The organism is Microcoleus sp. B5-D4, from assembly GCF_036705145.1.
Lineage (GTDB): Bacteria > Cyanobacteriota > Cyanobacteriia > Cyanobacteriales > Microcoleaceae > Microcoleus.
Map to the genome: position 1 here is coordinate 34936 of NZ_JAUBTV010000020.1, position 20916 is coordinate 55851.

Genomic DNA, 20916 nt, shown 5'->3' on the forward strand with positions numbered 1-20916 from the left:
CGGGCGGACTTTTCGGCGCCGAACGAGAACCCGAACTCTCTCCTGGACTCGTTACCAGCCGCCCACGCAACCGCCCGCAAGGTTACACTTTGCGGTATCAGGCCGTAACTTGGAGTGGCATGAGTGGCGGCCCAGTTTTTGACTCCGAAGGCCGAGTCATCGGTTTACACGGACAAGGGGAATTCGGTTTCGCGCAAACGAGTTCCGGCGAAGTCGCCCCGATTAAAACCGGATTTAACGCAGCAGTTCCCATCAATACATTTATCGCGAAGCTGGTGGCGGCGGGAATCAACAAATCTGAGTTGAAAGTAGACAATACTCCCGCAACCAGCGGCCCGGTATCCACCGCCAATCCGCAAGATGCTCAAGCTTATTATTTTCGAGGACTTTCGCTGTTAGATCAAGGAGATGCTTGGGAGGCGATCGCCGATTTCAACAGAGCACTCGCTTTCAAGCCCAAATATACCCCTGAATTGTATTTTAATATCGGTAATGCCCGCACTTTGATCGCCAGCCTCGAAACAACCCGCCGGCCCATGCCTATTAGCGCTATTAGCGCTATTAGCGCTATTGAAGCATACACGCGGGCGATCGAAGCCAATCCCGGTTTTGCCGACGCCTACTACAACCGAGCTTTAGCTTACCTGGACAACAAAGACCAACCCCAAGCAATTGCCGACTTTCAAAAAGCAGCAGAACTTTACAAGCAAGGCGGCAGAACCAGCGCCTATCAAGACGCGCTCAACAGAATCAAGCAATTGCAGTAGAATTAGAAGTTAAGAATTAAGAATTAAAAATGGGATTATTCATTTTTAAATCTTAATCAAGTTCATACAAACAGCAGGTAAATAACCATGACTGCTATCACCTTAAACCTCAATTCCCTGATTAAACTAACTTCAGAACAGTTTTATCAACTGTGCGAAGAAAACCCTGACTTGAAACTCGAACGCAACGCCAACGGAGAATTAATTGTCATGCCGCCAACCGGAGGAGAAACAGGGAAACGCAACTTAACAGCAGGAGCTCAACTCTGGACGTGGAACGAACAAACCGAACTCGGTGAAGCCTTTGATTCCTCCACAGGATTTACTCTGCCCAATAAAGCCGATCGATCTCCTGATGTCTCCTGGGTATAAAAATCCCGCTGGGAAGCTTTGACACCCGAACAAAAAGACAAATTTATCCCCCTATGTCCTGATTTTGTAATCTAGTTGCTTTCTCCCAGTGACAGCTTGAAAAAGACTCAGGAAAAAATGCAAGAATATAGGGAAAATGGCTGCCGTTTGGGTTGGCTGATTAACCGCAAAAAACGCGACGTTGAAATTTATCGCCCCGGTCAAAATGTGGAAGTTTTACACTCTCCTCTCACTCTTTCTGGGGAAAATCTTTTACCTGGAATTGTTCTCAATTTGCAAAAAATTTGGAATTAGCAGAATTCAATTTTGACTTATTATATCATCTTCAATAAAATAACCGTTACCATTTCCTAGTGAGGAAGGCAAGTCAGAGGGATTTGGATCAGGACTCTCGGTTCTCACTACGAATAATTTTTATTATCGTTCCAGCAGACATAATATTAGCTGGAAATTTGATAAAATTATAAGTAGCCATAAAATTAACAGGCTATAATTATGGTTCAAATAATTGCAGCTACAAATGTCACATTAGAAGAATTAAAAACACTTTTTGACCTGCAACTTGTCACAGACAACCAAAGTTTCAGAGAATGGCAAGACGAATTGCCAGAAATCACAGACTTTCAAAAATGACAGCTAGATCAGATTAAAGCGGGTTACTTCAACTTGCGGTAGTATCGGCCGATGCTAAAAAAAACCATCAGTTTGTCGATCGTGTATCCGCTGTTATTTGCTGGCGAGTTTTATCTCAATACGGTTCACTTAAGACTCCTTATGCTCGGAGATCCCCCTAAATCCCCCTTAAGAAGGGGTACTTTAAGAGCTTTCTTGTTCCCCCCTTTTTAAGGGGGGTTAGGGGGGATCGGTCTTAAGTGAACTGTATTGGGATTCATTCCGAAAGCAGACTCAGGACCCAGAAATAAAAAACCTGTATCCGATAAAGGAGCCCCCGAATTGATCCGTGGGGTCAATACTTCAAATCTCAAATCTCAAATCTCAAATCTCAAATCTCAAATCTCAAATCTCAAATCGATTGACTCTTTCCTCCTGGCTCCTGGCTTCTAACTCCAATTTCTAGCTGGGCTGCTTTCATTGAGATGCTCGCTCGATAACTAAACTGGATTCGGGATCAGAGGTCGAATTAACTCCATAATTTGGTCATAGTTAAAGTTATTGACCGAATCAATTAGCGCACTGGAAAGGGTAGATTTAGATGCGGGAATTTGTTGGATTAGCTCGTTCATGGCTTCAGGATCAACATAGTAGGCAGCTTGATACATTTCTTCTAACCACTGAGAGGACATCACGGCTAGATCTTCTGGAGATAAAGAATCAACAGATAGTTTTTGGGAATCTTTTCCTACAACTGTGTAGATGTACTCTACTCCCAAGTATTGAGCGAGTTTGTCAAAGACGAGGCATTCCTGAAATGGCTTGCTCATAAAGTCGTCACAACCAGCCATAAGAACTTTCTCTCGATCGTCTTCAAAAGCACTGGCAGTTAAAGCAATAATGACAGTCTCTTTTCCATGAGGGTGTTCTCTAATGCGTTTGGTAGCTGTGTAGCCATCCATGATCGGCATTCGTAGATCCATCCAAATCAGGTGTGGGGACCAACTTTCCCACAGGGATAGTGCTTCAACTCCCTGTGTTGCTTCGCGCACCTCAAAACCGACTGAGGTAAGAAGTTTGACCAATAAGCGGCGATTTTCGTCTATATCTTCAACCACAAGGAGGCGATAAGTTGGTTGTCCTGGAGCTATACCAATCACTCTTTGTTTAAGCAATTCTGAGGCAAGGCAGACTGCTTGAGGTAACTTTACCCCAAGTTCAAAGTAAAAAATGCTGCCCTGATTCAATGTGCTTTGAACCCGAATCTGACTACCCATGAGTTGGACAAATCTTTGGCTGATAGCTAGACCTAGACCAGTACCTTGATTCAATTTATGCCCCGCTTCAGCTTGCACAAACGCCTTAAATAAACTCTCAATTTCTGTTGGAGCAATTCCCACTCCAGTATCCTCAATTTCAAAATATAGGCGACAGGACGTTTGGTCGCTCTGTTCCGATATTACTCGTAAGGTGACGCTTCCTTTATTAGTAAACTTTATCGCATTACCGAGCAGATTGACTAAGACTTGATACAGCTTATGCTCATCGGTATGGACAAATTGGGGAAGATTGGGGTCGAGCTCGAAAATTAGTTTCAATCCTTTCGATTGGGCTTTAATTTGCAACATTTCTTCAATAGAAATCAGCAAAGATTTTAGGTCAAAGTCAGAAAGAGAGACTGTCATCTTTCCGGTCTCTATTTTAGATAAATCTAAAATTTCGTTAATCAATGCCAATAAATGTGTGCCGCTACGATTGACGATGGCCAGATCTTGTTGGAGTTCGGGAGTCAGAACAGGATCGTAACTCATCAATTGCGTAAATCCCAAAATAGCATTGAGAGGAGTACGCAGTTCGTGGCTCATATTGGACAGGAACATACTTTTGGCTCGGTTTGCTGTTTCTGCTGCTTCCTTAGCTTGCTGAAGTTCCAACTCGGCTTGTTTGCGATCGTTAATGTCAATTAAATATCCCAACATTTCCACTGGTCTACCTACAGGATCTCGAATTAGTCTGAGTTGACAGAGTATCCAGCGATAAACCCCATCTGAGCGACGAAGACGGTATTCATGGAAATAAAAATCATTGACGAATAAATTGTCTAAGCCATTAACCACTCGTTCTAAATCATCTGGGTGTAAGTTATGCACCCAAAAGTCAGAATCTTCTAAAAAATCAATCCTTTCATAGCCCAATACATCTTTGATATTTTCGCTCATGAACGTTGCTGCATAATTGCCATAAGGTTGACAGCCAAAAATAACGACGGGGCTGTAGTTCAGGAGAAAGTTGAGGCGATTTGTGGTAGATTGCAAGGCTTGCTCAGCTTGTTTCAGCTCTGTCACATCCTCCTGAACGGCCACATATACAGTTCCATATTCAGGATGCTCAAACCTAGATGTATGAACCCTGCACCAAAAGAGAGTTCCATCTTTTTTCTTATTGTAGACTTCATATTGTGCTTCTCCGTCCCGATCGAGTTTAACAACAACATCTTCAACGGTTTCGTCGGGTGTAACCTCTGTATCGACGTAATTTATTACACCAACGGGTTGACCGGCGAGTTCACCCTCTGCATAGCCAAACATCGCGTCAAACTTGGGATTAGTGTAGACGATCGTGAGGTCTGAGGCTTTAATTAAACACACTCCACCTGCCATGTTATGGATAATAAGACTCTGAAGCTCTAACGCCTTTTGAGCTTCTTTTTTAGCGGTAATTTCTTGGATCTGAGCAATAAAATGTAGTGGGTTTCCCTGTTCATCTTGTACTAGCGATCCATTAAGAAGAATCCAAATTATATGTCCTTGTTTATGGAAATAGCGTTTTTCCATTTGGTAAGTTGAAATTGTCCCTGCTAAGAGTTGATGTGCATAGCTAAGATCCCCGTCTAAATCGTCAGGATGGGTAATATCTTGGAAAGTTAACGCTAACAACTCTTCTGATGAGTAGCCAAGAATCTGACATAAGGCAGGATTTACTTTAATCCAGTGCCCATCAAGTGAAACGATCGCCTTTCCAATGGACGCATTTTCAAAGGCATTGCGAAACTGCTCTTCACTGTTTCGTAAAGCCACCTCAATTTGTTTGCGTTCGTTTTCAGCCCACTTGCGCTCATTGATCTCCTTCTCTAAGGCTTGAATCGCCACAATAAGTTGAGCTGGACTAGGTAAAGCTAAGGCTGATGGAATTAAAAACACTAGCTCAGATGCAGTATATATAGAAATCAGAGCAGTAATAGCTTTAAGTCCTCCATAAATCCAATAAGTAGGAAACCAAAGCGTCCAAATTTCCATGATATGAGTTGTACCACAGGCAATGATGAAGGCGCTAAACAGAAATAATACTTTCGGAAAAGGAGTATCTGGGCGCTGTCGCACAAAGTACATTAGCATGATTGGGATGGAGTAGTAAGCTAAAGCAATTAAACCATCGGATAAAATATGTAATCCTACTAAATTTGTTTGCCAGAGATAGCAGTGACCATGAGGAAGGAATCCTCCACTTTCAAAAAAATGTGTAATCATACCTAACCTGAATTATTCATGAGTGCTGAAGTGCTTAGCGATTGAGTTCGGCCATTGCCGGCTTCATCATCGAAGTTTTACCGGCAAAACCACTTTTGAGTAGGGAGATGTCAAATTGCCAATCTAGCAGCACGAGACATCTGATCGCAATGACGAGTAGACTTGCTCTTTCAGAAATGTGCTTGTTCATACAGCAGATTGCGTTGAAAAAATGTTCTCCTAATGTTAGCCGAAACGAAGAAGGGCAACTACGGAGAGATTATCCCTACCTCAACAAGTCAGATTTTGTAGGGGCTGTGGCAGCGTGCCATTCCTCGAACTCTGCGATCGCAGGACTTCTTTCAGCGTAAAGTGAGTGTATCACCTCATGATTCAACTATACTCTTATTCATAGGGTGATAGTCCTCTGGCAAAAAACTATGGAAACCAGTAGCGTTCTCGATAGAACTAGCGATAGAGTTAGCGATCCAGCTACCAACTACCGAGGCAATATTTTAATTGTTGACGATCTGCCTGATAACCTGCGTCTTCTGGGCCGTACTTTGATCGCACATGGTTATAGAGTGCGCTGTGCCACAACAGGCGCAATGGCGATCCGAGCCGCCCAATCGCCATGGACGGAACTAATTTTACTCGACATTAAATTGCCCGATTTGGATGGCTATGAAGTTTGTAAACAATTAAAATCTGACGAGCAAACCACAGGCATTCCGATAATTTTTTTGAGTGTTCTCAATGAAACTTTCAATAAGGTTCAGGGGTTTGCTGTTGGTGCCGTAGATTATATTGCTAAGCCGTTTCAAGTCGAAGAAGTATTAGCTCGTATCGAAACTCACCTAACCATCCGACGGTTGCAAAAAAGCCTCCAAGAGCAGAATTTACGTCTCTTGAGAGAAATGGAAGAACGTCAACGTCTCGAAGCATCCCTCTTTGCCGAAAAAGAACTAGCTCAAGTCACCCTCCAATCGATTGGTGATGCAGTTATTACTACCAATGCTCAAGGTAATGTGCGATTTTTCAATCCTATCGCTGAGCAACTGACAGGCTGGAAGGCTCATGAGGCTAAGGGACTCCCCCTGTCTACAGTCTTTGAAATTGTCAATGAAGTAACGCGAAAGCCAGTAGAGAATCCGCTCAACAAGGCTCTGTTGGAGAAGCGAATTGTGGGCTTACCTAGCCATACTATACTCATTGCGCGCGATGGGACTGAGTATGCCATTGAGAACTCAGCAGCACCGATTCGAGACTGCCAAGGTCAAATTATCGGGGCAGTCATCGTCTTTCATGATGTTACCGAATCGCGCAATCTTGCTCGTCAACTTTCTTGGGAAGCCAGTCACGATGCTCTGACGGGTTTAATCAACCGTCGAGGATTTGAGCAGCGACTAATTGAGGCGATCACCTCTGTTCAAGATAGCAATCAGCAGCACGCTCTCTGTTATTTAGATTTAGATAAGTTCAAAGTCGTTAACGATACCGCAGGTCATTGTGCTGGCGATGAGCTACTGCGCCAAATCACTAGACTTTTACAAAAGGGAGTCCGCGCTAATGACACACTGGCTCGCTTGGGAGGTGATGAATTTGGTCTTTTGCTTACTAAATGTCCCCTCTCTAAAGCCGCTCTAATTGCGGAAAAGCTCAAAGACATAGTGCATCAGTTTCGGTTTATTTGGGATAGCAAAACCTTTATCATCGGGGTCAGTATCGGAGTTGTTGCCATTAACCAAGCCAGCCAAGATTTGATGGAGGTTATGGGGGCGGCTGATGCAGCTTGTTATGCTGCCAAAGGCAAAGGTCGCAACTGTGTTCATGTTTATCGTCGAGACGATGACGAACTAATATAATTAGACAACCTGGTGAGAGGCAGTTGATTCCCCCAATCAGCCATCCGTTAGAAACCAATCGTTTTTGTCTCTACTTCCAAAAGATTGGCTCTATTACCTCTAACCCCTCATTAGATCCGTATGAATTTTTTTAAGAATGCTAGATAAAAACGGAGAAAGCGTTGCTCCCCATTAGTTTATTCTCACCGCCGAGCGTTATGGCTAGATAATCAAGAGCAATTGTTGTTGGGTAATCGAAACTTTTTTGTCGAATTATCATAAGTTATTTGAACTAAATGTTTTTAGTAAAAACTTGTATACAATCACTATTTCTGGCGCTAGCAGTCGAGTTTTTTTATTTTTATTGTGCCATTTTATCCCGTTTTAGATGTTGAGGTCGCGGTCTCTAGTGTGAGTTACCGCACTTTTTTAGGTATTCCCATCCTCAGAGTTTGGCGACTTGTTCTATCCCGGTTTTTTGGCCGATCGCACCCTGTTCCTTCAGAATTACCAAGGCGAACCGATCATTGTAAAAGCGGCCCAATAATAAGGATGCGACAAATTTCGATCGCCCCTGGCGGCCAACTCCGACGGCAAAGGCAGAGCTTGATTGTTGCCCGATCGCATCAAATAACCGTCTTGCAAGCGCACTTCACCCCGCAACATCGCCAACTGCGCTTGCCGCAAGGCCTCAGCCTTAATCGGCGCTGTACGCAACTGCTGGTAAAACTCAGTCATCAGCCCCAAAGTACCGACATCGCTGACATACCACAAACTCGCCAAAGCCGATTTTACCCCCGCGTGCACCGCCAACCCCGCAAACCCCAACTCAGCTTGTTCGTCTCCCACCGCCGTAGTACAGGCACTCAAAACCAACAACTCCACCTGCGGGTTAGATAACTTCAACTGATCCAACTGATTCAACCGCAACTTAGTATCCCAAAACTGAATGTAAGAATTTTGGGCCCCCCCAGGCTGAAAATCGCCGTGAGTAGCTAAATGAATAATTTTGTATTGCGGTTGATTGCGCTTCTGCTTCAAATTTGCCAAAGTAAAAGCTTCATTGAGAAAAGACGAACCCGGCCAAATCTTGCCCACAATGGTAGATATTTCTAGCGGCACCGCAGGCAAAGGATTTTGATCGTATTGGGCCGGAAAATTCGACGCACCCATCGCTAACACTTCGGAACCCTTAACATCGGCATAGCGAGTATCAGTTAAACTTAAACTCGGAATCAGCCCCAAACTGTACTTTTCTACCAAAAACTGCTTGCCGTCGTAAAGAGCAGCCAAAGGCAAAGTTCGCAAACCTGAATCCATCGAAAACACCAAGGTGTCAATCTTGTTAGCATCCAATTCCGGTTGCAGCGGTGCAATTAACCACTGGTAAAGTTCCTCGGCAGGTTCCTTGTAATCAGCAGCATTCAATCTCCTGGGAATTCTGATAGCATTAGTGAATTCTTTAGCAACTTGCAGAACTGTCTCGCGGCTTGCAGGCACGCTTTTAAAAACATTTTTGCCGTCTGGCAATAACAACACAAGTTCTAAATGTTTCTGTTTCGCCCACACGTAAAGGATGGCGGGTTTAACCCCAGTCAACTGATTGACGCTGTTGAGAGTATCTCGAATACTTTTCTGCGTAACTGACTTTTCAGTGACAGTGCCCCCAAAGTAACGTTCAAATTCCCGGCCCTGAGTTCTATCCCTTTGCTGCACTGCGTCGATCGGATTTATTTGCGCGATCGAGTTCGATCGAGAAATCTCAGGAACCCTCACATTCCCGATACTTTCTGCACTCACCGCACTCGCGGGCTTCTGTGCAGTTGCCTGCAAGCTGCCGTTTTCTGTCGCTGCAGGCGCGGCCAAATTGTCTTGTAACACCGACGGCGACAGCAGTACCTGGCCGGCCGCAGTCTCGTTCGACTGAGCCTCAACAGGGACAGCAGTAGGTTCTGGCGAGACATTTGCGTTAGTGCTCTTGGGCACCGGCGCTGCGGGGCCGAGACTCACCTGAGTCACAATTTGTTGAGAATTGGCTGTAGTTTTCAGTTCCACGCTGGTAGTTGGTGCCGGACTCGGCACGAGCGCCAGCCGCCCGATCGCAGTTGAGGAAGTCGCAGTGTTCGACTTCAAGTTTCCCGTCCCAACAGTCGCTGCCGTGCAGGTTCCCGACGAGCAAGTGCTTTGCAGCAGCGTCTGTGAACCCGATCGAGCCAGCCCTTCTGTAGAAATGCTGACCTGGGCGGGTTCAGCAGCCGTTCCTGTTCCCGGTGGCCGAAATGCTCCCCCAGCCTCGATTGCCACATCGCCGCCCGTATTGCCGCGAGCTTTGATCGAAACAACTTCAACATCTTTCTGCCCGATAATTTGGCTCGAACCCGCACTTCCCGATTGCGAACTCGAGTTGATCACCCCTGTAACGATCCGGCCCGGCGCCGCAATCGAAATATCTCCCCCGCTTCTGGCACCAAAAGCATCGATGTTGCCGGTTTCTACCGCACCGGCGCTGCGAATGTTGATAGGGCCCGCCACCCCGGAAGTTGAGCGAGATGAAACCGTACCAGCAGTCAACTTGCCTTGACTGCTAGTGATGTTAATCCCCGCAGTCGAGGTAACGTCTCCGACGGCTACAGTACCGCCCATCAGAGAGATCGTGGCGTTATCAGTGCCGACGATCGCACTCGTTCCCACGATCGCGCCGGTGCCCGACGGCGATTGAATCGTCGTCGGATCTTGAAATGTCAACGCCACTGGCGTTGAATTTGGCGTTGAATTTGGCGCTGGAGAACCAATCGAGATCGCACCGCTACCGTCAGCGCGCCCGATCGCGATCGAAGCAAACCCATTCCGAAAAGTGTTCAATTCAGCAGCAGTCAAGTTCAGAGCTTCTGTACCGCCAGAACCTTGAATTATAATATTTTGACTGGGATCAGCCGGTTGCAGCACCAGATTGCCGTTGCTGGCGATCGAATTTTTGTCACCCGTCAAGTCTATATCGCTGCCGGTTAAAGTAATATTTCCTGGTGTTTTCGAGCCGCCAGCTTCGATCGCGCCTGCTGTGACTCCATTGCGCCCCGTTAGCGTCACATTCCCCGCGCGATCGCCCCTCGTGTCGATCGCCCCGGCAGTCACCGTACCCTGTGCAGTAACACTAACATCTCCCGCCGAAGTGCCTATATCTTCGGAAGGATTGACAGAAGTGTTGATAGTGCGGGCCGTTCCAGTAAGTAGCTGACCGGTTGTGACATTGCCTGCGGTGCTGACGATGCTAATTTCCTGATTGTTGGTAGTGATATTTCCGGTACGGATATTGCCGTCAGCTTTGAGAGTAATTGAGGCATTGTCTGCCCCTGTCAAGGAACTTGTGGTAGTGATTGTTCCCAAACCCGCTGGCGATTGAATAATTAGCGGATCATAAAATGTGAAATCGTTAGCAATCAGAATTGAACCGATACCGTTGCTGCGCCCGATCGTAATTCCAGCAAACCCATTTTCCAAACTTCCGAGGTCGTTTGCCGTCAGATTCAAATAAATATTAGTACCGACATCTCCAGAACCGCCGATCGCAATATTTTGACCGGGACTCCAAGGTTGCAGTACCAAAAAGCCAGTACCGCTGACTGAATTTTTGTCACCTTTAAAATTAATTTCATTACCAGTCAAAGTAATGTTTCCCGAACCCGCTGCGATCGAGTTCACTCCCAGAACATTCCGAGCCGTCACAGTTACATTTCCCGCCGCTTCCGGGCCGCTGGCATCAAGTTTTTGGGCAGTTACGTTCAGGCCGTCGATCGCAATATTCCCGCTGCTGCCGGTGGTGGGATTGGATGAAGAAATATTGTTGGCAACAGTCGAACCCGGGCTAATCAAACTAATATTTCCGCCCTTACTCGACAAATTGCCCGCAGTAATTTGATTTCCCGAAATGGCGATCGCACCGCCCGCCGTGCTAATTGTATCTCCAGAATTCATCGAAAAAACACCCGCACCATTGCGATCGGCATCTGCTCTCAATGTCACCGAACCAGTAGTTGCTTGAAAGCTTAACTGATTGTCCGCCAAATCAGCAATTGTAATATCATTGAGCGCTTCGAGAACCACATTTGCAGTCGCCGACATACTTTCCAAAGCTTTAGCCGAAATTGTCAGCGAAGGCTCAGAATTGTTTTCCTGTCCTGCTACCGTTCCTGTTGCCAAAATATTATTGTTGGCAATTATTTCCGCATCGCCCGCACCTTCTGGGGAATCTGTAATTAAAATATTTTCTGGATCTAACAGCAAAGTCCCCAAACCGTTTGTCCCAGAGGTATCAACAGTACCGTTAAAAATCAATCTTTGCTTGCCCGAAACTTCCACAAACCCCCCAACACCTGCGGTGGTTGTTGCAGAAACGCCATTGGCGCTGATGCTGCCCAAAAATGCTGTTGTGTTGTCAGCCCAGACCACAACTCTACCGCCGTTGCCTGATTCAGTTGCGTTGGCGGCGATCAAACTTTTGCCATCCACGTAAGTCATCCTGGCATTCGGCACAGTTCCCTCGCCTCGGTAATCTCCCCCGATCCGCACCGTTCCGCCACCGTCGGGCCCCGAAGCCTCAATCTTCGCTCCCAATAGCCCTACCTTGTCGCCCAACACATTGACGCTGCCTCCGGCGCCCCCCCTGGCAGACACGTCCACAGAACCCGCTATCAGGGCAGTTCCAGCACCTCCTGGCACTGTTTGACCGCCTGTGAGCACGACTTCACCTTGAGCGTTCGTAGTTATACCCGTAGCGTTAGCCACGCCGGGGCCCGAAAGCAGCCGAGGTAAAGTCAGCGGAGAGAAGGGAAGAGCTTCCGAACCCGCCACTCCGGCTGCTGGAGAAACTTCTAAACTCAGCAAAAGTCCGTTTTGACTCAACCGCACCAGATTTTTGTCCCGAACCGCCACCACAGTAATTTGCCCGCCTGCGGATGAAAGTGGCCCCGTACTGATCACCGTACCGCCCAGCAAAGTCAAATTTTGCCCGGTTCCGACAGCCAAGTTACCGGCATTGACAATACTTCCGGGCTGTGTGCCAAAAACAAAAGCATTCGGCGCTCCGACTAGGGTCGCGAAGTCGTTCGCCCCTGTACCGTTGAACCAGCCGTTGTCAAAACCGATACCGCTAGCGGTGGTAGCCAAAAAAGACCCGGACACATCGAGTCGGGCATTTGCTCCGAAGATAATGCCTGCGGGATTCATCAGCAACAAATTAGAATTGCCGCCACTAACTTGAATTAGACCGTTAATTAAGGAAGCGTCCCCACCGACAACGCGGCCGAGGATATTTTTAACGCTTGGGTTGGAGATGAAATTGGCAGTTTCGCCAGAATTCAGGCCAAACCGAGTAAAACTGTGGAACAAATTTGCTCCGTCTCTGGATGTAGTGCCGCCTTGAATGTCGTAGCGAGGGGGCGACGCTGTACCTGGGGCGGTGACATTGGTTCCGGTGCCGTCTGGGGCTGGAGTAATGGATTGTGCCGCAGCAATTTGAGATTGGGGATAAATTGCCACGAGTACCCATCCGCTGCTGTTTTCTTTGATGAAAACCAGGTTGGGTAAAAAATCTACTATCAAAAATCCAGCAAGGGGAATTGCTGCCAGAATCGACCGCACAGCACGTTGAGCATTCATAAGTTTGCCTCGGTCTAGACCTTAATTCGAGTTTAAAATTGAGATTTTAGGTAAAAAAGAGTCGATCGCACCCCAATGCTGACACTTCCTAACGCGAACTCTCGATCGCAAATCTTAAATTTTAAGTCTAAATTTGATTGTGTCACCAACATAGCAAAGACTGACAGTAAGTGTCGAAACACAGTTCCGTTTAAACGCCTGAAAATTATGAGCGATCGAATTATCCGTCTGATTGGTTTAACTGGGGGCATCGCCACTGGTAAAACCGCTATATCTAATTATCTGGCAGATGTCTGTGGATTTCCGATTTTAGATGCCGATATTTTCGCCCGCGAAGCTGTGAACCCCTGTTCGCCAATACTTGACTCTATTGTAAAACGATACGGCGCGGGTATTTTGCTCCCGGACGGCAATTTAAATCGGCCAGAGTTGGGAAGTATTATTTTTTGTAACGCAGACGAGCGGCAGTGGTTGGAACAACAGATTCACCCTTACGTGCGCCGCCGATTACTTGAGGAAACTCAAAGCTGCATTGCTGCATCGAGTTTGGTATCCCAAGACACACAGGATTTAGGTACAAAGACTCAAGAAATCGGCTTTTTTCACCAAAAGCTAGAACCGAGTATTGTTGAAAAAAAATCCGGTTTCTGTGCCAAGGCTGACACGTTGACTTTGGTTTTGGTAGTGCCGCTGCTGTTTGAAGCTAACATGACTGACTTGTGTACCGAAATTTGGGTAGTGTACTGTTCACCCGAAGTGCAGTTAGAACGACTAATGCAGCGAGATGGCTTAAGTTACGATCGAGCTAATGCCCGCATTAACGCCCAGTTGCCGCTAGCTCAAAAGTGTCAACAAGCTGATGTTATTTTGGACAACTCGTCAACCCTCGACTCGCTATTCCGGCAGGTAGATGTGCAAGTCAGTCGATTTTAGATTTTAGATTTTAGATTTTAGATTTTAGATTTTAGAATTGAAGCATTAACGCCACGGATAACTTCGGGGGCTTGTCTATCGGATACAGGTTTTTTATTTCTGGACGGATCAATCCGGGGGCTTGTATCCTCGATGCTTTCGGTCAGTCGCTTTGAGATTTGAGATTGACTCCGCGATAATAGTACGTTACTTTCCTGAGAACCGCTGTAATAGAAGAAAAGAGAATAAAATAAAAGATAAAAGGTTCACAATTCATTTAAAAATACAATAGCAACCACTTATGAAGTTAATGTGAAAAATTAGGTGTTGCCCGCCTTAAGCAATCTCATTCACCAAGATATTTATATGTAGGGTGCTGATGGCGCGCCTGGGTATTCTCCTGTTTTGTCTTTAATCCTTGGGTTGCGGCTTCACATCAATAAATTATGAAGTTAATCATAAAAGTAGGAAAAATTACAATTTGCGGTTGTAGTTTCCTTGTTTGATATCATGTCCGGTCGATTACCCGAAATCAGGTAGGGGCGGGTTCACCAATAATATCTGCCAATAATTGACAATCTCAAAAACCCGCCCGGCCGGGATATTATGGTCAATCATCGGACATGATATGAAGAGTGTTTCAAGAAAATTCCAGCGGTTGAATTCTGCTGCTTGCTCGCAAGCAGCAGGAAACTCGAGCTTACAAGCTAACAGGCGAGCTAGATGATGGATTTAACCCGCTTTTAACCAAAATTCAAAAAAATTGCAGGTGCCGTCACTTACTAATTGATGATTTCACCACAATTATTTTTTTTATCCTGATAGCAGAGTACAGACTGCGTATTAAGAAGGGGAAAATACAAACACCAAAATTTATGATGCGCGTTTACTCTTCCATCCTGATGTCAAGCCTGTTACTGAGTGCTGGCGCAGTTAATGCTCAAAGCTTAGAAACTCGATCGACCTTTTTTGCTCAAGACAACTCTGCTCCAGAAATTTTAACCAATCGAGCTGAGACTCAAAGCTTGTACGATAACGACCAAGATACGCCGCCACGACCAGGGGATGGGAGGAAAGATAAAGCCTAAAAAAGCGATAATTGCAGGGAATTAGGGGGAGAATGGGAGAAGAGAAAATTGAGATAAGAAGAGAAAAATTGAATATTTCGAGCCATTAATTGCGGACTTACGTACTGCGTAGCAAAAAAACCGATTTTTCAGCCGTATTTGACGACTCAAAGCATAATTGTTCGCTATTCCGATTTTTTGGCCAAGCGTCCTCAAGATATCAGACACCACCAACGGGCGGGAAATGTTGCACTCAAAAAAAAAAGAAAGGTAAAGCGCGAGTAGGAATCTTACGCTTTACCTTTTTTTTTTCAACTTTTGCAGCTTTAATCTTCTTCAGCAGCTTCGCCACCAACAACGACATCGCGAATCCGCAAACTCGGGCCGCCGCAGCCGACGGGCAAACCGCTTTGTCCTGCCTTGCCGCAGCCGCCGGATTCATCCCAGTAGAAATCGTCGCCGATCGCCTCAATATCGGCTAAAGTGCTGAAAACATTACCCGAAAGAGTAACATCCCGCACCGGATTGTCGAGTTTTCCGTCGCGGATCATCCAAGCTTCGCCGGCACTGAAAGTAAACATTTCGCCGTTAGTCATGCCGCCTTGCCAATTGCGCGCATAAACTCCTTCTTTGATGTCCGAAAATAAGTCAGCAACTGGCGTGTCACCGCGTTCGATCCAAGTATTCGTCATGCGGACTATGGGCGGATAATGATAATTCAAACAGCGAGCATTGCCAGTAGGCGTTTCTCCCAATTTGCCCGCCGTTTCCCGCGAGTGCAATCGCCCGACTAAAGCGCCGTCTTTAATTAACTGAGTAGTAGTCGCGGGAGTGCCTTCGTCGTCGTAGAAATAGCTGCCCCGGTGTCCATCGGGCGATGCACCGTCGAAAATTTGCAAGTTTTTGGGGCCGAACTGGCGGCCGAGGGTCATAATTTCCAAAATGTCGGGATTTTCGTAGGCCATGTCGGCTTCGGAAAGATGTCCGAAGGCTTCGTGGACGAATAATCCGGTCAAAATTGGGTCGATGACGACGGTGTAGGTGTTGCCTTGGACGGGGGGTAAGGCTAGGGAATCTACGGCTCTCTGGGCGGCGCTGCGAACTTGAATATCGAGATCGGTTAAGTCTTCGTAAGCTTTGCGGGAACCAGTGGTTTCGCGGCCGGTTTGTACGGTTTCCCCGCTGCGGGCTGTGGCGGCAAAGCGCATTTCCATGTCTGCCCAACCTTGTTCGAGCATGGTGCCTTCGGAGGTGGCGAGGATGATCCGCTGGGTGCTGTCGCCGTAGCGCACGGAGATTGTGGCGATGCGGGGGTCAATGCTGCGGAGGATGGCCGCGTAACGATCGCACAATTGCTTTTTGTCAATTAGGGGAACCAGACGGGGGTCTGTTCCTGTCAGCGGCAGCAAGCAAATGTCTTGTACTGGCGTAACTGGCGCCAGGATCGTTTCTTCTTCGCCGATCAGTTTGGCCGCGGCGATGGCTTCTTCGATTCTTTCGGCGAGGGTGGAAAGTCGGTTAAAACTGGCAAAGCCCCAACCACCTTTGTGGCAAGCTCTGACTTGGCCGCCAATTGAGACTCCTTCGCTGAGGGTTTCAATTTTTTCGCCTCGCAGCAGGATGTCGGTGCCTTCGGCTTCTTCCAGTCGAATTGCCAGATAATCGACTTGGTGGCGGTAGCGTGCCATTAAGTCTGACAGCAGATTTTTCGAGTCGGCGATCGAGGTGGGCATAAGGAAAGCACGGTGTTTAACTTACTTCATTTTGCACTGTTGTCAGGGCGATCGTACAAAATATCGCCCCAAGCGCGGAGATTGCGACTTATTGGTACGGTTCTGCCAATATCGTTAGTTGACAAATGTGGATATCCTGTGAGTTAGGAGGAAGGCGCAAGAAATTATGCGGGATTTTTCGATCGTGCTGGTGCTTGACAAGGCCCAAAAACGGATACCGTGCCACGTACTCCTGTCGTGGAAAGATAAAAATTTTAGACCAAAGTTCAATCTCCCAGATTGCATCTGTGGGGTAAATCTAAAATCTAAAATCTAAAATCTAAAATCGACTGACTCCTAACTCCTGAACTTTCCTATACATAAATACTTCACCCTTCATGCCTCCGAAGGTGGGTTTATAACTACTATGAATACTTACTTTTTACCGACAATAAGCGAAATTTTAGCCTCCGAAGGCCAAGAAAATGACCTGAGTCTCTTTGATGCTAAGTTGGCGGGAGGAAACAACCGCCATCGGTGTCCTGCAAGCCGTGGGGCTTCTCGGCCCAAAGCTGAACAGGAATGGTATGGGGCGATCGCAGCTTTGAATCAAATGCTCGATCGGCAAAAAGCAGGACAAAAAACAGATGCTGATCGAGCAAATGGTCGATCGACAATCCCCAATTCCTGTCAGGGATTGGTGTTGTCGGGCCCGTCTTCGGTTTTGACTCACCCCGCTTTGGCCAACGGCTTTGCCAATTGGATTTTTACCAGTATTCCCGACAACGATGCAGCTTTGTGGTCTTTTCGGGCTAGACAAACTTTAGCTTTAATGCCGGCGGCTGATGTGCAAATATCAGTGCCTGCGGCGGCCCCGGCTTTGGCTTTGGCAAGTGGTGATCCCTTAGCCAACGAGCAGTTTTGTTTGGTTTTAACTGCTAGTTTTAGCCTGGTGATGGTTTTGGGTGAAAATTCTGCAGGAATTCCGGCTTTTCTATTTTCTTTCGATCCGCAAGTAGTCGCCAAAGCTTGGGAGGTTTTGCGGCGCAGGGTGACTGAAAGCGAATGTTTGCTTGCCAATTCTGACGGTAGCTTCAATTTACCAGTTAGCAAATTAACTAATAATTCTACTAAATTAGACGCGCTGTTCCAGCAGTTTTTGCCTGTGGAGCCAAATTATCAAACAGTGATGCAGTTCAGCCGCTTGCTGTTGCATAATTTGCCGATTGGGAAAGATGAAGCAGGCAGGATAAAGGATGAAAGAATTGATGATGGTTTGAACCATAAACATCACAAGTTATCGGCTACAGATATCAACTGCCAATCTCCAATTCCTCTCGCTACGAAAGAGGTGGAATTGCTACAGGCGATCGCCCACGAAGTCCGCACTCCTTTGGCTACTATTCGCACGCTGACTCGATTGTTGCTGAAACGTCCCAAACTCGATGCGGTAGTGGTCAAGCGTTTGGAAATGATTGATGCTGAGTGTACCGCTCAGATCGATCGCTTCGGTTTAATTTTCCGCGCCGTGGAATTGGAAATGTCGCAAGCTAAAAATTCTGGCGTGCAGCTAACAGCAATGTCCCTCGGTGAAGTGCTACAAAATAGCATTCCCCGCTGGCAAAAACAGGCGGCTGTGCGAAACCACACTTTGGAAGTTATTGTGCCGAAAAAGTTGCCTGCGGTAGTCAGCGATCCGACGATGCTGGATCAGGTTTTAACTAATTTGATTGAGAATTTTACTCGAACTTTGCCTTCCGGGAGTCGCATTCAGGTGGAGGTGACACTAGCCGGCAATCAGTTAAAGTTGCAGTTGGAATCGGAACACTTACCTGAAGGTAATGTCGCCTCGACTTTTGCAGAAGCGGCGAATGCTCCTTTGCGATCGATCGGGCCTTTGTTGATGGTGCAGCCGGAGACGGGAAGTTTGAGTTTAAATTTGAGCGTGACTAAGAATTTATTTCGGGCTGCTGGCGGGAAGTTGGTAATTCGCCAGCGGCCCCAAAAGGGTGAGGTGATGACGGTATTTTTGCCGCTGCAATAGTGATTAGTCATTAGTCATTAGTCATTAGTCAACAGTCATTAGTCATTAGTCAACAGTCAACCCTTCGACTACGCTCAGGGCACCGCAGTCAACCGTCATTAGTTTTAATCAATTAAAATCTCAATGACAAACTCCGTTCCTTCTCCCGGTGTAGAAAAACAACTCAGTTTGCCGCCGTGTTTTTCTTCTACGATTTGACGTGCGATCGCCAGTCCTAAACCAGTTCCTTTGCCCACATCTTTAGTGGTAAATAGATGGTCGAATATCCGATTTTTCACCTCTTCTGACATTCCTTTTCCGTTATCGGCGATGGAAATTTTTACTTTTTCACTTTCTACTTTTGTCCGAATAGTGATGTGATTGGGATGGGCTTGAATTTCGGCAAAACTCCGTCCTTGATTCGATTCTTCTAAGGCATCGATCGCATTTGCTAACAAATTCATAAATACCTGGTTTAATTGTCCCAAATAACATTTTACTTTGGGAATATTGCCGTACTCTTTAATGATTTTAATTTCAGGATGCTTGTCGTTCGCTTTCAGGCGATGGCGTAAAATCATCAAAGTGCTATTGAGGCCTTCGTGGATATTGGCCTCAACTTTATCAACCGTATCGGCGCGAGAGAAAGTGCGGAGGGAGGTGCTGATGTTTTTGATGCGCTCGCACCCTATTTTCATGGAACTCAACATTTTGGGTAAATCTTCTACTAGATAATCTAAATCTATTTCCTCTGCTTTCTCAATCAATTCTGCTCCCGGTTCAGGAAACTTTTCTTGATAGAGGTGCAAATAATCTATTAAATCTTGGAGTCCAGCATGAGCTTCATTAATGTTCCCGGCAATGAAACCAACGGGATTGTTGATTTCATGGGCAACCCCTGCCACTAGATTACCTAATGCTGACATCTTTTCACTTTGGATCATGTGCATCTGAGTTTGCTGAAGTTCATTCAAAGTCTGCTGCACTTGGTGATAGAGGCGGGCATTTTCCAGAGCGATCGCCGCTTGACTAGAGAGAAAATTCAGCACTAGGAGGCGATCGCGACTAAACACCCCAGTGGTTATCCGATTTTCTAGATACAAAATTCCGACCAGATTCCCCTGATTTAGAATTGGCAAACCCAGCAAACTCTCTGGTTGGTGGTGTTCTAAATAATCGTCCATCACAGGCAGATCAGTTTTGGCGTGATCAATGACAACTGTTGCTAGGGTGTTTTTGACATACTGAATTAATTTAACCGGAACAGTGGGATTGTTCTGCTAGGCAAATACTAGAGAAGTCTAGACATTTGCTTCTTACTTCATCGGGAGCATGGGAGCGGCTATCCCTCGGTAAGCTTTCACGATTTAGCCAACCGTGATAACATTATCGCTGCGTTCAAATCTCTGTCCATCGAATGACCGCAACTTCCACAGTTATAAGTTCTTTCTTTCAGCGGCATATCTTGGATTAGTCCGCAATTTGAACAGGTTTTGGTTGACGGAAACCAGCGGTCGGCAACAATCACTTTACAACCAAACTTTTTAGCTTTGTATTCTAGCTGACGTTTGAATTCGTGGAATCCACAGTCAGCTATCACCTGAGCTAGTTTGTGGTTTTTTAGCATTCCACTGACATTCAAATCTTCTACTACTATCGTTGCGTGGTTTTTGCATAAGTAAGTAGTGATTTGATGAAGAGTATTCTTTCTGAGGTTAGCTATTTTTGCATGGTGCTTCGCTAGCTGAATTTTGGCTTTATGCCTATTGTTGGAGCCTTTTACTCTTCTAGCAAGAATTTTTGACAGTCTCTTGAGTTTTAGGATATGTGATTTGTAGTGCTTTGGGTTCGGAAATACTACGCCAGTTGAAAGTGTAGCCAACTCTTTGACGCCCAAGTCAACTCCTACAACCTCATGAGTTTTGATTGTCGGCTCATGACTTTGTTCGTAAGCGAACGCAATAAACCAACTATCGGCAGTGCGCGAAATAGTAATTGACTTGCAAGTTGTGTGAGGCAATCCTTCATGAGTTTTCACCCAGCCAATTGTCGGCAACTTTATAGACGTACCGCCCACAGGGATAGGCTTACCGCCTGCATCAACAGTAAAAGAGTCGTGATGCCCCTTCTTTTTGAACTTAGGATATCCACCTTTTTTTGATAAAAATCTAGAGAACGAATCTCCAAGATTATCAAAGGCGTATTGAGTTATTTTCTGACAGATTCCCGTCTCTTTGATCCATGTAAATTCAGGCTTCACATGGTTGTTGAAGAATTTCTTGAGCAGATATTTGTTGGGCTGCAATCCATCTTGATAAAGGCTGTTCCAAGTAGCCAGTCCCCAATTGTAAGTAAACCTCGCTATACCAGCGTGTTTGCTCATAATTGTTGCTTGACTTTTGTTTAGCTTTAATTTTGTTTTGATGGACAAAAGCATTGTTCGACC

11 protein-coding genes and 2 pseudogenes are annotated in these 20916 nt (G+C 46.1%); 7 read left to right on the forward strand and 6 right to left on the reverse strand.

Going from position 1 to position 20916, the window contains the following annotated elements; genetic code table 11:
* The 3 genes and pseudogenes from QUB10_RS12305 to QUB10_RS12315 form a co-directional block, all read left to right on the forward strand.
* Window positions 1-767, forward strand: a 767-nt coding sequence (locus tag QUB10_RS12305; RefSeq protein ID WP_333202438.1) for a tetratricopeptide repeat-containing serine protease family protein, incomplete at its 5' end; no start/stop codon positions are given.
* An 87-nt stretch (window positions 768-854) separates the two neighbouring features.
* Window positions 855-1433, forward strand: a pseudogene (locus QUB10_RS12310) (Uma2 family endonuclease).
* A 201-nt stretch (window positions 1434-1634) separates the two neighbouring features.
* Window positions 1635-1772 (forward strand): hypothetical protein, encoded by a 138-nt coding sequence (locus tag QUB10_RS12315; RefSeq protein ID WP_333202440.1) that lies wholly within the window; start codon window positions 1635-1637, stop codon window positions 1770-1772.
* Between the two features lie 479 nt (window positions 1773-2251).
* On the opposite strand, the gene QUB10_RS12320 is transcribed toward QUB10_RS12315, so the two are convergent.
* Together QUB10_RS12320 and QUB10_RS12325 are read right to left on the reverse strand one after the other, a co-directional pair.
* Window positions 2252-5278 (reverse strand): PAS domain S-box protein, encoded by a 3027-nt coding sequence (locus QUB10_RS12320; RefSeq protein WP_333202442.1) that lies wholly within the window; start codon window positions 5276-5278, stop codon window positions 2252-2254.
* Between the two features lie 34 nt (window positions 5279-5312).
* On the reverse strand, window positions 5313-5468 hold the full coding sequence (locus QUB10_RS12325; protein ID WP_333202444.1) for a hypothetical protein: 156 nt from the start codon (window positions 5466-5468) through the stop codon (window positions 5313-5315).
* Window positions 5469-5697: 229 nt separating this feature from the next.
* Here QUB10_RS12325 and QUB10_RS12330 point away from each other — a divergent pair, with 229 nt between their 5' ends.
* Window positions 5698-7122, forward strand: coding sequence for a diguanylate cyclase domain-containing protein (locus QUB10_RS12330; protein ID WP_333202446.1), 1425 nt, complete (start codon window positions 5698-5700; stop codon window positions 7120-7122).
* 486 nt (window positions 7123-7608) lie between these two features.
* On the opposite strand, the gene QUB10_RS12335 is transcribed toward QUB10_RS12330, so the two are convergent.
* Window positions 7609-12756, reverse strand: coding sequence for a CHAT domain-containing protein (locus tag QUB10_RS12335; protein WP_333202448.1), 5148 nt, complete (start codon window positions 12754-12756; stop codon window positions 7609-7611).
* Between the two features lie 207 nt (window positions 12757-12963).
* Between QUB10_RS12335 and coaE the strand changes: the two genes are divergently transcribed.
* A complete protein-coding gene (gene coaE, locus QUB10_RS12340) occupies window positions 12964-13689 on the forward strand; it encodes a dephospho-CoA kinase (RefSeq protein WP_333202450.1) in 726 nt (241 codons plus the stop codon).
* 854 nt (window positions 13690-14543) lie between these two features.
* A complete protein-coding gene (gene patX / locus QUB10_RS12345; protein WP_333153165.1) occupies window positions 14544-14756 on the forward strand; it encodes a heterocyst-inhibiting protein PatX in 213 nt (70 codons plus the stop codon).
* 305 nt (window positions 14757-15061) lie between these two features.
* Here patX and QUB10_RS12350 read toward each other — a convergent pair whose 3' ends face one another.
* Complete coding sequence (locus tag QUB10_RS12350; RefSeq protein WP_333202452.1) at window positions 15062-16468, reverse strand: TldD/PmbA family protein; 1407 nt, start codon at window positions 16466-16468, stop codon at window positions 15062-15064.
* A 406-nt stretch (window positions 16469-16874) separates the two neighbouring features.
* On the opposite strand from QUB10_RS12350, the gene QUB10_RS12355 reads away from it, so the two are divergent.
* Window positions 16875-18491, forward strand: a complete 1617-nt coding sequence (locus QUB10_RS12355) for a HAMP domain-containing sensor histidine kinase (RefSeq protein WP_333202454.1) — start codon at window positions 16875-16877, stop codon at window positions 18489-18491.
* Between the two features lie 104 nt (window positions 18492-18595).
* Here QUB10_RS12355 and QUB10_RS12360 read toward each other — a convergent pair.
* Both QUB10_RS12360 and QUB10_RS12365 read right to left on the reverse strand, forming a co-directional pair.
* A pseudogene (locus tag QUB10_RS12360) lies at window positions 18596-19750 on the reverse strand (sensor histidine kinase); the annotation flags it as partial.
* An 80-nt stretch (window positions 19751-19830) separates the two neighbouring features.
* Window positions 19831-20907 carry an RNA-guided endonuclease TnpB family protein gene (locus QUB10_RS12365; protein WP_333202456.1) on the reverse strand — a complete coding sequence of 359 codons (1077 nt, stop codon included), beginning with the start codon at window positions 20905-20907 and terminating at the stop codon, window positions 19831-19833.
* Window positions 20908-20916: the final 9 nt, after the last annotated feature.